The 14,535-nt window shown below is 37.9% G+C and carries 13 protein-coding genes; 9 read left to right on the top strand and 4 right to left on the bottom strand.

The window, feature by feature from the left end:
* Positions 1-128 precede the first annotated feature (128 nt).
* A complete protein-coding gene (locus I7H67_RS03810; protein WP_013196917.1) occupies positions 129-704 on the bottom strand; it encodes an SdpI family protein in 576 nt (191 codons plus the stop codon).
* Between the two features lie 100 nt (positions 705-804).
* Positions 805-2,979 (bottom strand): YccS family putative transporter, encoded by a 2,175-nt coding sequence (gene yccS, locus I7H67_RS03815; protein WP_198307114.1) that lies wholly within the window; start codon positions 2,977-2,979, stop codon positions 805-807.
* Between the two features lie 127 nt (positions 2,980-3,106).
* Here yccS and I7H67_RS03820 point away from each other — a divergent pair, with 127 nt between their 5' ends.
* Entirely contained in the window at positions 3,107-4,321 is a 1,215-nt protein-coding gene (locus I7H67_RS03820; protein ID WP_198307115.1) for a multidrug effflux MFS transporter, read from the top strand.
* A 25-nt stretch (positions 4,322-4,346) separates the two neighbouring features.
* Here I7H67_RS03820 and I7H67_RS03825 read toward each other — a convergent pair whose 3' ends face one another.
* Positions 4,347-5,054 carry a nitroreductase gene (locus I7H67_RS03825; protein WP_198307116.1) on the bottom strand — a complete coding sequence of 236 codons (708 nt, stop codon included), beginning with the start codon at positions 5,052-5,054 and terminating at the stop codon, positions 4,347-4,349.
* Between the two features lie 507 nt (positions 5,055-5,561).
* Between I7H67_RS03825 and I7H67_RS03830 the strand changes: the two genes are divergently transcribed.
* The 6 genes from I7H67_RS03830 (at position 5,562) to sbmA (ending at position 11,683) form a co-directional block, all read left to right on the top strand.
* Positions 5,562-5,765: a hypothetical protein gene (locus I7H67_RS03830; protein ID WP_151767610.1), complete on the top strand. Its 204-nt coding sequence runs from the start codon at positions 5,562-5,564 to the stop codon at positions 5,763-5,765.
* Positions 5,766-5,922: 157 nt separating this feature from the next.
* On the top strand, positions 5,923-6,090 hold the full coding sequence (locus I7H67_RS03835; protein ID WP_116772752.1) for a hypothetical protein: 168 nt from the start codon (positions 5,923-5,925) through the stop codon (positions 6,088-6,090).
* Between the two features lie 99 nt (positions 6,091-6,189).
* Complete coding sequence (locus tag I7H67_RS03840; protein ID WP_005309848.1) at positions 6,190-7,665, top strand: alanine/glycine:cation symporter family protein; 1,476 nt, start codon at positions 6,190-6,192, stop codon at positions 7,663-7,665.
* A gap of 170 nt (positions 7,666-7,835) precedes the next feature.
* Positions 7,836-8,810 (top strand): patatin-like phospholipase family protein, encoded by a 975-nt coding sequence (locus I7H67_RS03845; RefSeq protein WP_198307117.1) that lies wholly within the window; start codon positions 7,836-7,838, stop codon positions 8,808-8,810.
* A 203-nt stretch (positions 8,811-9,013) separates the two neighbouring features.
* Positions 9,014-10,249, top strand: coding sequence for a threonine ammonia-lyase (locus tag I7H67_RS03850; protein ID WP_004789305.1), 1,236 nt, complete (start codon positions 9,014-9,016; stop codon positions 10,247-10,249).
* A 237-nt stretch (positions 10,250-10,486) separates the two neighbouring features.
* The gene (gene sbmA / locus I7H67_RS03855; protein ID WP_198307118.1) at positions 10,487-11,683 is read left to right on the top strand and encodes a peptide antibiotic transporter SbmA; all 1,197 of its coding nucleotides are present in this window, start codon (positions 10,487-10,489) and stop codon (positions 11,681-11,683) included.
* Between the two features lie 39 nt (positions 11,684-11,722).
* Here the strand turns inward: sbmA and I7H67_RS03860 are convergent, their stop codons facing one another.
* Positions 11,723-12,472, bottom strand: a complete 750-nt coding sequence (locus tag I7H67_RS03860; RefSeq protein WP_198307119.1) for a DUF4850 domain-containing protein — start codon at positions 12,470-12,472, stop codon at positions 11,723-11,725.
* A gap of 124 nt (positions 12,473-12,596) precedes the next feature.
* Between I7H67_RS03860 and I7H67_RS03865 the strand changes: the two genes are divergently transcribed.
* Positions 12,597-13,661, top strand: a complete 1,065-nt coding sequence (locus I7H67_RS03865) for a DUF1176 domain-containing protein (RefSeq protein WP_198307120.1) — start codon at positions 12,597-12,599, stop codon at positions 13,659-13,661.
* A gap of 40 nt (positions 13,662-13,701) precedes the next feature.
* Complete coding sequence (locus tag I7H67_RS03870; RefSeq protein WP_198307121.1) at positions 13,702-14,472, top strand: hypothetical protein; 771 nt, start codon at positions 13,702-13,704, stop codon at positions 14,470-14,472.
* Positions 14,473-14,535: the final 63 nt, after the last annotated feature.

Genomic DNA, 14,535 nt, shown 5'->3' on the forward strand with positions numbered 1-14,535 from the left:
CTTGTAACGAAGTATAGCCGAAGATTGAGTAGATAATATGGATTTTGGAGATAATATTAATTTTCATTATCATTTATTTTTACTTTAATAAAAAACCTCCATCAGGAGGCTTTTTATAGAATCGAGAATTACAAGGTTTTTGGTTCACCTACAGATTCTTTTAAGTGAGTGCGAATCGTATTGAACGAAAAGTTCTTAGAATCCATGCGCTTAGGTAGAATGTAAGCACCTTGCTGCTCTTGACCTTTTGGATCTTTCACTTTGAAATTGACCAAAATGAAATCAGGTGCGTTGTACCATTCGTAGATATTTTTCCATCCAATTGTACCAACGCCTTCTTGAAGGCCCATTTGCTGACGCATCACGATGCCATGAGGCTGTACACCTAAACGAATACCTTTGATTTCCTGTACCGGAAATTCATTCATTTTGCGTTTAACGTACCATTCTAATCCGTATTTACGACCTAGGTAGTAAAGTACTACAGCGACAATAGCAACCCAGCAAAAAACAGTAGAGTAGTTCTTAATAAAAATAAGACCTAATATAGCTAGGGCTAAAACGACACCCATAATTGCCCAAATTTTTGTGCTGATTTTATTAGTGCTGCGCCAGATAAGAAGCTGTGCATTACGTTGCTCAGCTTCTGACACGTCATATGGAACAGGCTGAAGCGTATAAGCGTATAAAGTTTTCGCGGTCATAGTGCAAATAACAAATTGTAAACTGTTTTAAGTTTAGCACTAATTGGCATAAGTCAGGAAAGGATATTATGCCAATTTAATACTAAATTCCGAGGCAAATTTATAATGATGCAAGCTCACTAGCATCATTATCAAGATCATGACTTAGCCGTTGTTTTAACATACTAAATCGGTTCAATACACCAAGCATGAGCGAGAGCTGCTGTAAAATAATGAGTGATTTTTGGTCATCCTCATCATTTTGGCTTAGACGTTGACGTATCGTTTGGAGCATATTTTGTGCTGTAAGATCAGGCATTTCGTCTCTTAATAGCGCCCCTTGAATATCATCAAGGGCTTGGTCTAACAGTTTAAGGACAGCTTGATCCTGAATGTTTTCTCGATGTGCCCCAAGTGCCGCGATATAACTTAAAAATGTATGGTTTAAACATAAAAATTCAAAAATATCGGATTTACGAGTCGGGTCAAAGTCTGGTTCGGTCGCTAAAGTTGAAATAAGTGAAGCAACTTCAGCATCAGTATTATGTGCAGCTCGACGTACAATTCGGTAATTTAGCGCATGATTACGGCCTTCATGATATTGTTTGACAACTTCGGCTAAATAATTACATTGAGCTTGGAGTGAGCGTCTGATGTTACGAGGCAAACGTCGAAACTTCCAGTCAGGCCAAATAAAGGTCACCCCAAACCAAGCTAAAGCACATCCCATTAAAGTATCTACAAATCGAGGAATGGCAGCAGCCATTGCTGAACCATCTAGATTAAAGTTAATTAATGCCAAAATGGTGATAAAGGCAGTTGCCTGCGCATATTGTTTACTGCGTAATTCAAAAAACAGGACTCCACTTAATATCAACATGAATAGTTGTCCTTCTGTCGAAGGAATTAAGAAGATAATCGCAAGTCCAACGACAATACCAACTAATGTCCCAACAATTCGTAAACGTAAGCGGCGCTTGGTTGCGTTAAAGTTGGGTTGGCTTACAAATAGAGCTGTAAGCATAATCCAGTACCCATATTCAATATGGGTCATTTGAATAAAGACATATCCGATAAACAAAACAATCGAGACACGAATTGCGTGGCGGAACAGCACAGATTCAGGAGTTAGGTTCTGTTTTATTCGGATGACAATATCATTCCATCCTTGTAAATCATCATCTTTCAGCTGGTTCTCGGCTTGTTTTACTTTATCAGATTGAATGTGTTGTTCAGTTTCCAAGTTGAGTAACTGGGAATCGATAGACTTTAAATTTTGGTATAAAGCGAAAAGAGCATTTACCCATAAAAGGTCATAATGCTGATCACGACGTAACTTCTCTAAAGAGAGGCGTAGATTTTCAAAGCTTTGTTTAAACCTTTTATTATGGTTATAAGGTTTGTGTTGCAAAATACATTCATTTAACTCTTGGCAAGCTTTACCTTGAACCGCCAAAATTCGTTGGAATCTAAATAAAATATCACTGTGCTGAAAAATTTTGGCTAATTTTTGATAATCAATATGGGCTGAGTCAGCACGTTCATGAATATCTTGAGCAACAAAATAATAATGTAAGCTTCGGCGGGTATCTTTTTGTCCACGGTCGCCTTTTAAACGAGTCAGTAAAGCTGTTTTTAAGTCATTAAAAATCGTAATTAACTTACCGTTTTCTAACGACAGCTCGATCATGCTTTGCTGATAGCTGGCAGGGGTCATATCTACATCAAACAAATTTGATTTTGCAAAAAGAAAATCGCCTAGGGATGCATAAGACGCAGCCAGTTTGTCTTGTAGTTGTCGAACCGGAAATAATAAAAAGCTAATAGTAGCAATGAGGCCATACCATGCAGCGCCTGCAACTAAAAGGGCAGGTTGGATATACCAATGATCAAAAAGGTGCACACCTAGCATGGTATAGACTGAAACAACTAAACAGCCATAAGAGATGGTTGCGTAACGACGTCCTAATGAACCGAGTAAAATCCAGCCAATACATGATGCAATTAACCCTAAAGCAAAAGCCATGGGGTAGGGGAAAAGTAGTTGTACGGAAGCAGCGGTAACGAAGAACCCAATATAAGTATAAATCAGGTTCATGATTCGCACGGAAAAGCGATCATCAATATCACTTAAACCTGCTGCGACTACACCTAAAGTGAGTGGAATGGTTGCTAATTGATAGCCTAAAAAATAAGGCACGAAAGCAGTTCCTGAAAAGGCTATCAGCATTCGTACGTTATACATAAATGTTGTGTTATAAGTCGCTCTTTTTAGGCGTTTAAACCAAGATTTCAAAGGAAGTCCTTGCTGATCAACCTGAGTGATAAAGGATTTGTGTATTTCTACACCAATGTTGCACAAATCATACGATAGACAGTGTAAGCTTGTCTGTATGCAAATGATTGAAAAATGAAATATCGTTATGTCTGAACAAACAGCCCAGCGTCAATACTCTATTGGCTGGATTATGCTGCTCGCTTTGCTTACGGCTTTAGGGCCATTATCCATCGATATGTACTTACCTGCTTTGCCACAAATGGCTCATGATTTTGGGGTAAGTACGCAAATGGTGGCAAATACATTACCAGCGTACTTTTTTGGTTTAGCTGTTGGGCAGTTGGTTTATGGTCCTCTAAGCGACCGTATTGGTAGAAAAAAACCACTTTATTTTGGCCTCGCACTTTACGCAGTCGCAAGCTTATTTTGCGTATTGGCGACAAATGAATGGGGCTTGATTGCTGCTCGTATTTTGCAAGCTTTAGGTGGCTGTGTGGGCGTGGTCATGGCTCGTGCAGCAATACGCGATAAATTAGACGTTCAAGGCTCGGCACAAGCTTTTTCAAGCATGATGATTGTAATGGGACTTGCACCAATTTTGGCACCTATGATTGGAGCATGGATTTTAATCTGGTTTCCTTGGCAAGCTATTTTTATTGCCCTTTCAATTGTCGGTGTCATATGTTGGTTGTGTGTACATTTCTTCTTTAAAGAGACCTTGGCAACTGATAAAAGGCTTAAGCTTTCACCATATCAAGTAGTGACTCTCTATGGGGCTATTTTCAAAGATACGAGCTTCCGTTTACCTATGTTTGCAGGGTGTTTAACAGGAGCAGCGCTATTTTGTTATATCAGCTCGGCACCAGCAGTTTTCATGGACCAGTACGGACTCAATCAACAAGAGTTTGCTTATGTATTTGGACTAAATGCTTTTGGCATTATGTTGATGTCATCTTTAAATAAGCACTTAACAACACGTGTTGAAATCACTAAACGTTTAAGAGCTGGTTCAATGGTACAAGTGACAGGGGCAAGCATTGTATTAATTGCTGGTTTAATTCCTGCGGCACCTTTATGGCTTGTAATGTTAGGGCTATTTTTAGCGATTTCAGGCATTGGTTTAACAGGACCAAATGCAATGGCGTTGGCAATGTCCAAACAAGGCGCTCGCGCAGGTACAGCGAGTGCAATCATGGGAAGTATGCAATTCGCTTGCGGTCTTTTAGGTGGTGTATTACTTAATTTCCTTATTTGGTCTGCATCGCTCAATATGGGCGTGATAATGGTGTTATTTACACTAAGCGGTTTTATTGTCGTATTAAAAGCGACGAAACAGGTAACAATAAAGCCATTCTCATAGTTTTAAGAGAATGGCTACTTATATATTATTCGTCTAGAAAAACTGCGAAATTTTCAACTGGTTCTCTAGGGGTAATAAAGGTATTTACAATGTGGTTGGGATCAGCATGACCTAACGCAATTGCACATACGAGCTCTTCTTCATCTGATGCATCCAAGATATCTAAAACAACAGGGTGAAAATGGTTCCAAGCTGCTTGTGGGCATGTATCTAAACCACGTGCCTTAGCAGCAACCATCACGTTCTGGATCATCATTGCGATATCCATTTTAGACCCGATTCCCATTGTTTTATTTACAGTGAAGAACAGGCCGACTGGAGCATCGAATAGTTTAAAATTACGTAACTGCTGTTCCGCCATTTTTTCTTTTTCGCCTTTTTTGATTTCGAGTAGACCATAGAGTCCCCAACCATTTTCACGGCGGCGATCAATAAACGGCGATATCCATTTCTCAGGATAATAGGCAAAGGTTTCTTTATATTTTTCTGCAAGTTCTGGGTTTTTTGAAACTTCAATTTGTGCTGCACAAACACGCTCTACCATTTCATCACGCTTATTGCCTGTTACCACATAGACTTTCCATGGTTGAGTATTTGTTCCAGAAGGAGCTCGACTTGCGACTTGTAATATATCTTTAATGACTTCTGACTCAATTGGAGTATTTAAAAAAGCGCGGACAGAATGTCGAGAAGTGATAGCTTCATCAACGAGACGAACTTGTTCCAGATTCATGAGTACTCCTACATCTTTTTCTTAAATATTTCATACTTTTTGAAGCTTACTTTCATATTTTGAAAGTACTTCATTTATAAGCAAAAAATATTAGAAAAGAGATATCCTTACAGGTATGATAATTTAATTAGTCTAGACATATTGTCTGATTAATTATAATTCGAATATGCCACTTTAGATTTAAATAGACAAAATAGGGTGATTTTGTCGGTTATAAAAATAAAAGCATAACAGTGAGTGGGTGAAAAATATTCAATTGAAATAAAGGTATAATATGTTTAAAAACAGTACAAAACGGATAGTTTTATATAAAATATGACCATTTTTTATATAAAATTTTAATGAAAAATATACACAAAACTTTAAATTTCTGCATAATACCGACTTTTTTACGCAGGTATGATTTCTCCATACTCACGTTAGGAAATGCTGGCTGCAAACAAAATTCTTTTACAAAAAGGATTTAGATGCAGAAATGGAGAAATACACGAGGTATAGGAGCTTTACATGAGTTTACCACTCATCAACAAGCAGTTCATGAAACAAGGATTGGCGATTACCATTGCAACCATGAAAATGAACGTAACTCAAGCAGCTACTGAGCCACAAAAAATACAACAGCTTAGTACAGGTCTAAACGCACTCTTCTTTGATCATGAAGAAAAGGGCGCAGATAATCGCGTTATGGCGATGGCTCGTTACAGTCTTTGAAATTTATATCCAGTTTAGACATTTGTTCAAAAGTATATGTAAATATGCTTATTGGCTTAAATCCAGATTTTGTAAAACTCGCTTAACTGATGGGAATCATTAGACGAGTTTATTTAGCGGTGGTCATTTGTTAGTTTCCAAGTTTGTAGCTGAGTCGATGCATACTGTTTTTCCGAAAGCGGAAAAGTTCAGTAGCGCAATGATATTATTTTATCTGAAGGTCGCTTTCTCTCATGCAACCTTCAAAGGCTTAGTGTTGGGCATGATGTTGCTTAAACTTGTGACGGTAATTGCTATTCAATTGACATTAAAAGTTTTTTCTTGAATTTACTGAAAAGTCCCGGTTTCTAGGGGCTTTTTTGTTTATTGCAGTATTTTGGCATGTGCTTTTAGCACATTAGCAAGGAACGTAAGCGGACCGAGTATGAATGAACAACTCAATGCCACACTGATGTCGTGGGTAAAATTTTTTAATGACCCTTTATGGGACTTTTTGGTTATTTTCTTGCTAGCTGTAGGTATTTTTTATACGGTCTTAACAGGAGCTGTGCAAATTCGCATGTTCTTGCAAAGTATCCGAGTGATGAAAAGTAGTCGTACAGAAGGGGAAGATGAGCATGGTCTTACACCTTTTCAGGCGTTTGTAACTGGCCTTGCGAGCCGTGTTGGGGTAGGTAATATTGCTGGTGTAGCAATTGCTATCGCAATTGGCGGTCCTGGTGCAGTTTTCTGGATGTGGGTAACTGCTGTTCTTGGTATGAGCTCTGCTTTTATTGAGTCTACGCTTGCTCAGCTATTTAAAGTTAGAGATAGTAAGAGTAAACAGTTCCGTGGTGGACCAGCCTACTATATTACTCAAGGTTTGCGCAGTAAAACCTTTGGTGTGGTCTTCGCACTTGCATTGATCTTTACCTACGGTTTCGTATTTAACTCAGTTCAAATCAACGCGATTGCTAATGCATCTTCACATGCTTGGGGTTGGGATAAAGCCAATGTTATTGCTCATTTAGGTGGCGTTGATCTAGAAATTTCATGGGTTGGTATTGCGCTTGTTGTTATGGTTGCATTGGCAATTTTTGGTGGTATCAAGCGTATCGCTAAATTTGCAGAGATGTTTGTACCTTTAAAAGCAGGTCTTTACCTATCTGTTGCTCTCTATATTGCAATCAGTAACTATGCGATTTTACCTGATATTTTAAAGCTGATTGTGACTGAAGCTTTCAATTTTAATTCTGCAGCAGGTGGTTTCTTTGGTGCAGCAGTGTCAATGGCAATGATGCAAGGGATTAAGCGTGGCTTGTTCTCTAACGAAGCTGGTATGGGTTCTGCACCAAACGCAGCGGCTGCGTCTGATGTAAAACATCCTGTAAACCAAGGTTTGGTACAAATGCTCGGTGTATTTGTAGATACTTTCATTGTATGTACAAGTACTGCAATCATTATTTTGGTTTCTGGTGTTTACCAAGATGCAGGTTTTGTTGGTGTTGAATTAACTCAACGTGCTTTAGAAACTCAAGTTGGGCATTGGGGATCGGACTTCCTTGCTGTTCTATTATTCTTGTTCTGTTATTCAGCTGTATTAGGTAACTATGCCTATGCAGAAGGTAATGTGCAGTTTATTAATAACAACCCGAAAGTCATGTTCATCTTCCGTATTTTTGTATTGGTGATGGTGTACTTCGGTGCAATTGGTAGTGTTCCACTCGTTTGGTCTATGGCTGACTTGTTTATGGGTATCATGGCAACCATTAACTTGATTGCAATTTTACTGTTAACACCGATGGCACGCACATTGTTGAAAGATTACCGTGAACAATTGAAAAAAGGCATTAAAGAGCCTGAGTTTAAAATTGATAAATATCCGGAATTGAAGAAAAAAGTTGATTCAGATATCTGGTAAGTTACAAAAGGCCTCTTATAAATAAGGGGCCTTTTTCATAAGGGGGATAAATAAAATACTTGAGTCTAAATTTTAAACATGACAAATTAAATAAATTCAATACAGCTTTTAACGAGACTAGCAACTAAAATTGCAATCCGAACTTAAACCTCATAGTGCGAAGATAGGCCATGAAACAGCTTAAATTGTGGGTTCTCGGACTCTCTATGGTGTTGGCAGGATGCCAGACCACTACACACTTATCTGCTGCGCTAAAATCACCAACAGCAGAGGCGTATGCTCGCTCTGTTGATCAGCCATTTGCACGAATTAAAAAACAGCAAAAACGTCCTATCGTTGCACTCGTATTGGGTAGTGGTGGAGCACGAGGTTATGCTCATATCGGTGTCATTGAGGTTTTGGAGCAACATGGTATCCGACCCGATTTTATTGTAGGTACCAGTGCGGGTAGTATTGTTGGAGCACTTTATGCCAGTGGCAAAAGTCCTGCTCAATTACGTGATACTGCTTTAAAAATGAAAGCTGGTGATGTGCGTGATATTAGTATCGGACTAAAAGGTTTTTTTGATGGTAAAAAAGTAGAAAACTACGTTAACCAGCAAGTAAATAATGTCCCACTCGAAAAAATGAAAATCCCAATGTATGTGGTTGCAACCGAATTAAAGCATGGCACTAAAACCGTATTTAACTATGGTAATACTGGGCAGGCCGTAAGAGCATCTGCTTCGATTCCAAGTATGTTTGTACCCACTAAAATTGGTAAATCTGAATATGTAGATGGTGGCTTGGTCAGTCCTGTACCAGTTGAGGTTGCACGTGACTTAGGTGCTGATGTGATTATTGCCGTTGATATTTTAGCTCAGCCTATTTATACAGAAACATCGAATGTCTGGGGACTGTTTAACCAGAATATTAATATTATGCAAGGTCGTTTGGCGGCAGAAGAATTACAATATGCGGATGTTGTTATTCAGCCAGATTTAAGAGAAAAAGCGCATATTTTTGATGTGAAAGGTCGTGAAGCTACCATGAAATCTGGCATCGATGCAGCCAATGCCAAACTTTCTGATATTCAGTTTGCTATTGATGAAAAAATAGCTGAACAGAATATGTCTACTGAAGGGTTAAGTGCACAAACTCAATAATTTGATGTTAATTATTTGAAAATTAATTAAAAAGCCTGAATAGGGCTTTTTTTATGTGAATTTAAATCCTTAATTTTTGGAATAAAAATTTTTGTATATTAGGTATATGTTGGATATGCTGAAAACTCTGATGACCAATATAAAATATTGATGTCATTTTTAAAAAATAATTGATTTGTAATGTATTGAGGCTGACTAGATAAATGATACAGCAACAGGTTAAAAATGGGTTTCCAACATTAGATGATGTTCATGCTGCCGCAGAGCGTTTAGAAGGTTTAGTCGTAAAAACTCCTTTTGTTTTCTCAGAAACCATTTCTAAAACCTTAGGGGCTGAGATGTGGCTGAAATTTGAAAACTTACAATTTACAGCTTCTTTTAAGGAACGGGGTGCACTGAATAAACTGTTGTGTTTATCTGACCAAGAAAAACAACATGGTGTTATTGCCGCTTCGGCAGGCAATCATGCGCAAGGCGTAGCGTATCATGCTCAACGTACAGGCGTAACAGCGACCATTGTGATGCCTAAATCTACACCTAATGTAAAAGTACAGCGAGTGCGTGAATATGGGGCACGCGTTATTTTGCACGGACAAGACTTTTCAGAAGCTGCTGCTGAAATGCATCGTGTTGCACAAGAAGAATCTTTAACAATTATTCATCCATTTGACGATGCAGAAATTATTGCAGGTCAAGGAACCATTGCGCTTGAAATGCTTGCAGCGGTGCCTGAACTAGACATTTTAGTTGTGCCAATTGGTGGTGGTGGTCTAATTTCTGGTATTGCGATTGCTGCTAAAGCTATCAATCCCAAAATTAAAGTGATTGGGGTGCAATCGGTTGTATATCCAAGTATGGCGAAACTTCTGTGCAATTATCAGCATGCTGTTTCAATGGGCTCTACAGTTGCAGAAGGTATTGCAGTAAAAACTCCGGGTGAGCTTACAACTCAAGTTGCTAAAGAATATGTTGATGACATTGTTGTTGTTACTGAAGACATGATTGAAGAGGCAATTGCGCTGTTACTCAATATTGAGAAAACAGTATGTGAAGGGGCCGGTGCGACAGGTATTGCTGCAATTATGTCTCGTCCTGATCTATTTTTAGGTCATAAGCTTGGTGTAGTGCTTTCTGGTGGCAATATTGATACACGCGTTATGGTCTCTGTATTGCAACGTCATTTAACGCGTACAGGGCGTATGGTTCGTATTCGTGTTGAATTACCAGATAACCCAGGTGCTTTAGCCCGTTTAACAGCAATCATTGCTGAGCAAGGCGGTAATATTTATGAACTACGTCATGAGCGCTTTGCAGCAACAAGCCGTGCCAAAGAAAGCGCCGTGAGTGTTGACGTTGAGCTTAAAAGCGCTTCAGATCTAGATTTGCTGATTCAGGCAATGCAGTTGGAAGGCTATATTGTTCGTAAAGAAGAGATTTAATCTCTGATATTGCTGTGTTATAAAAGCCGTATATGGCTCTATCAAGAGTCATATACAAGGTAATTTAAATGGATTAAATTGCCAAAAAGGGATGAATTTACAAAAAAACGATCAAATCCTTCAATGAAACCGGAAAAATTGACAATTCTCTAAACTTTGCCCTTCACAATTTTAAGGTTTAGGTTTTAGTATTCCTTCCATTGTAAATTTGAAGAAATATAAGGATATCCACGCTCAATGTTCAAATCATTTTTTCCGTCTCCACGGTATTTTTTTATATCTGTAGTTATTTGGCTCGCGCTAAATATGGTGCTCTGGTATACAGGGGGAGAACACTGGGGGCAGTATGTAGGCTTTCCTCATGGTTATGCAGATGCTGAGTCACCTATAGGGGTAAGTCGCTTCTGGTCACCTGCTTTTTTGTGGTTCTATCTTTGGTTTTTAGTCTCCACAACACTTTTTGCTGGTTTTTGGAAAATTATTTCCAATAATCCATGGCAGCGATGGTCTATCTGGGGTTCAGCATTTATTTTATTTAATATCTGGTTCAGTGTTCAAGTTGATGTAGTAATAAATGCTTGGTATCAACCATTTTATAATTTGATTCAAAAAATGGTATCAAGTGGTGGTGGAGAGGTTGCTCAGTTATATACTGAAATGCTGACGTTCATATATATTGCAATGGTTTATGTAACAATAGGGGTCATAAATTTATTTTTTGTAAGCCATTATATTTTTAGATGGCGAACAGCAATGAATGAATTTTATACTCAATACTGGGCTAAATTGCGACTTATTGAAGGGGCTTCTCAGCGTGTACAAGAAGATACAATGCGTTTTGCTAAAACTTCAGAAAGTTTAGGTGTTAGTTTTATCGAAGCAATTATGACTTTAATTGCCTTCTTACCAATTCTTTTGCAATTATCGTCGCATATAAAAGTTTTACCTGTTGTAGGAGAAATTCCTCATGCTTTAATGATTGCTGCAATTGGTTGGGCTGTTTTAGGAACAGTCATACTCATGTTAGTTGGATATAAACTACCAGGATTAGAGTTTAATAATCAAAAAGTCGAAGCGGCATATCGTAAAGAGTTAGTATATGGGGAAGATTATTCAGATAGGGCTGATCCGATAACACTAAAGGAATTATTCGGTAAGGTTAGGCTAAACTACTTTAGATTGTATTTTCATTATGCTTATTTTAATTTAGTTCGTATATGGTACCTTCAATTAGATAATCTTTATGGCATTTTTATATTAGCACCTTCAATTGCTGCAGGTGTTGTTACTTTAGGTGTTATGATGCAAATTCTTAATGTTTTCCAACAGGTTCGTAAGTCGTTTCAATATCTTATTACGTCTTGGCCAACAATTATTGAATTACTTTCGATTTACAAGCGTTTAAAAGCTTTTGAATCAACATTGCATAAATAAAAGAAAGCCCGCGAAAGCGGGTTTTTTATAAGCATTGGATTAATGGGTTGTATTATAAAAATTAAGGATAGGTCCTACTAAAGACTGTTGAGATTTATCTAAGGTGACTTGAATCTCTTTATAGTTAAAAGTGTCTTCATCATCATATTTAGCAATACCATGCGTTTTATTGTTCACTTGTGGAATTTGATAACTAAAAAAAGCCACTTTTTTAGAAGGATGAACAATATTGATGAGTTTTTTAGGGTCTTTATAGCCACCGAATTCATTTTCAAGACTTTCTTTTAACAATTCTGGGAAATAGAGCGTTGCATTTGGTAGCCCACAACCAACGCAAAATGAAGAATCATAGAGTTCTATTGCTTGTTTTTGATCTTTACTCATTATTAGAGCAAAACCCGTCCTGTTAGCGCCTGCATTTGCTTGCACATCTTGCCAATTTCTTGGAACGAGTACTAAACCTGATTCAGGTAATGCAAGAAGCTTGAGTTGTTTTGCATGCTGAGCATCGAGTTTAAAATTAAAATGGCAGCTTTTAGGTGTACAAGTTTCAAAGTCTTTAAGTAAGCCATTCTCTGTCGGGCTTTGTGCTGTAACACCATAAAACGGCACTGTAACGCCGTTTAAAAACTTTGCTTCTCCTAGGGCGTAGAACTGATTATCTGCTTTGCGGGTTGCAGCAGAGCTATAAAACTTTGGGAAATGGGGAGTAAAGCTTTTTACTTCTGCATAAGCAGTTGAAATTAGACTGACCAATGCTGTGCATAATAGAAAATTTAATTTTTTCATTTTTAGAAAGTAATCAATTTAAATCTTATATAAATCTAACATATTCTTTTAAACTATAAGGCAATTCAAAATTTAAAACTGTTTTTAACTTCATAATAAAACAGACCAGCAGAGACATGAAAAAATGAAAAAAATCCTTTCAATTTGCTGTTTATCAGTCATCAGTTCTTATGGTTTTGCTCAAGACATAAAAGGTATTTCATTTTCACACCAAGAATGGGAAATCTCTTGTAGCAATACGGGTACATGTAAAGCCGCAGGCTATCAAAATGAAGAAAATGGCGATAATCCGGCATCGCTTTTATTGATACGTAAAGCAGGGCCAAAACAAGCTGTGCAAGCTGAGTTTGCTTTGTCTGACTATGAACAAAGCATGCCAGCGAATCAGCTTAAAAATATTCATTTTTATGTAAATGGCAAAGATTTAGGCACTGTAACTATAGATGGTACCGATTTGCCATTGATGGGGAAATTGAATAATTCACAAGTCAACGCTGTACTACAGCAGTCTAAACAGAAAACTGAAATTGTATTTAAAAATGCACAGCATGAATGGAAAATTTCTGATGCAGGAATGACCGCTGTGCTATTAAAAATGGATGATTTTCAGAAGCGTATTGGAACTGTTGGTGCTTTAGTTAAAAAGGGCAGTGCCAATGAAGCTAAAGTACTTATGCCTGAGTCAAAACTACTTGTTAAACGCATTAAAACGACAGCTAAACCTTATTTAACGCTACAACCGAAAAGCAAGAAGTATCAAACAATACACCGTAGCTTGATGGCAGCTAATCAGAATCCTAAAGAAGACTTTTGTGAAGGAATTTATGGCGGTAATAGTGATGGAGCTGAACCACAAGAAATCGAGCTATATAAACTAACCAATAAGAAAGTTTTGGCGACTACATTGTGTTGGAGAGGGGCTTATAACGAAGGGTATGGGGCATGGGTGCTCGATGAGTCTTTGACTGGTAAAGCAACGTTTGTGACAGAAACAGCTTCTGATTTCGATAGCGGTATTATTAGTAGTGCTCAAAAAGGAAGAGGCATCGGCGATTGTTGGGCAAGTGAAGAATGGGTATGGGACGGCAAGAGTTTTGTACACACAAAAGATATGTGGACAGGGATGTGCAAAGGCTTGGCAGCAGGTGGGGTGTGGGAGCTTGATCGAATTGAAGCTATTGTAAAATAGCTAATTTGTTGAAAAGAAATATCATTAGGAAAATAAAAAAATGATTAAAAGTAAAATAGAGATAGCTTTCTTGGTTATAGCAGGAATGTTTGCTTGTTTTGCCAAGCCTGCTTTTGCTGCGCCCTTAAGTATTTTAGAGTTTAAAAAAACACAATTAAGTCAGAATGAGCAGGCGCAACTTTGCATACAAGTTAAAAAGCTTTGCGAGCATCCGGATCAATGGCGGGTTTTAAAAACAGCAGATCGGCAGTTATGGCTTTTGTCAGGTGGAGATATTATTCAATTTAACGACTCTGCAAAGGGACTCAAACTATCGAAACAGTGGCATGTAAATCTCTCTACTCAAAAGGAGGGTACATCTGATGGACAGTTTATCTTTCCTAAGCTTTTTCCCATGACCCAAAATCGTTATGCAATTGCAATAATTGATCAGCTTTCTGAAATGTATTCGGGTGGTGGGGCTGGAATTGAACGGGTTAGCTTTTATGAGTTAAAAGATTCTGGAACGACACATCAATTTATTGCGAACTATCCATTTAGTTTTAGTCGGATGATTAGAGCATGTTTTTCTGAGCAAGATTATGAGAGTTCTAAAGGAAATTGTCATGATGAAGATAGTCTTAATCTAGATATTCGTCCGATTAAACCTATGTTGTGGCAATTTCGCTATCGTTATAGTTTAAGCGTATCACCTGCCTCAGATTCAAGTGAGAAATCATATAACGGCAGTAGAAACTTAAATATTGATTTAAATAAAGCACCAGAACAGCCCAATATTCCAGAAGCATGGAATTATGCGGGAATGGGCTAATTATTAAAGTAGTTGTTAAATTTGAAGAAATAGACGATTTACAGAGTCATAACAGGTAACACC

The organism is Acinetobacter sp. ACIN00229 (assembly GCF_016106645.1).
Taxonomy (GTDB): Bacteria; Pseudomonadota; Gammaproteobacteria; order Pseudomonadales; family Moraxellaceae; genus Acinetobacter; species Acinetobacter oleivorans.

Excerpts from the sequence above, each read along its gene's own strand:
- I7H67_RS03810 (WP_013196917.1), bottom strand. The coding sequence starts at position 704 with ATGACCGCGAAAACTTTATACGCTTATACGCTTCAGCCTGTTCCATAT.
- I7H67_RS03820 (WP_198307115.1), top strand. The coding sequence starts at position 3,107 with ATGTCTGAACAAACAGCCCAGCGTCAATACTCTATTGGCTGGATTATG.
- I7H67_RS03825 (WP_198307116.1), bottom strand. The coding sequence starts at position 5,054 with ATGAATCTGGAACAAGTTCGTCTCGTTGATGAAGCTATCACTTCTCGA.
- I7H67_RS03830 (WP_151767610.1), top strand. The coding sequence starts at position 5,562 with ATGAGTTTACCACTCATCAACAAGCAGTTCATGAAACAAGGATTGGCG.
- I7H67_RS03835 (WP_116772752.1), top strand. The coding sequence starts at position 5,923 with ATGCATACTGTTTTTCCGAAAGCGGAAAAGTTCAGTAGCGCAATGATA.
- I7H67_RS03840 (WP_005309848.1), top strand. The coding sequence starts at position 6,190 with ATGAATGAACAACTCAATGCCACACTGATGTCGTGGGTAAAATTTTTT.
- I7H67_RS03845 (WP_198307117.1), top strand. The coding sequence starts at position 7,836 with ATGAAACAGCTTAAATTGTGGGTTCTCGGACTCTCTATGGTGTTGGCA.
- I7H67_RS03850 (WP_004789305.1), top strand. The coding sequence starts at position 9,014 with ATGATACAGCAACAGGTTAAAAATGGGTTTCCAACATTAGATGATGTT.
- sbmA (WP_198307118.1), top strand. The coding sequence starts at position 10,487 with ATGTTCAAATCATTTTTTCCGTCTCCACGGTATTTTTTTATATCTGTA.
- I7H67_RS03860 (WP_198307119.1), bottom strand. The coding sequence starts at position 12,472 with ATGAAAAAATTAAATTTTCTATTATGCACAGCATTGGTCAGTCTAATT.
- I7H67_RS03865 (WP_198307120.1), top strand. The coding sequence starts at position 12,597 with ATGAAAAAAATCCTTTCAATTTGCTGTTTATCAGTCATCAGTTCTTAT.
- I7H67_RS03870 (WP_198307121.1), top strand. The coding sequence starts at position 13,702 with ATGATTAAAAGTAAAATAGAGATAGCTTTCTTGGTTATAGCAGGAATG.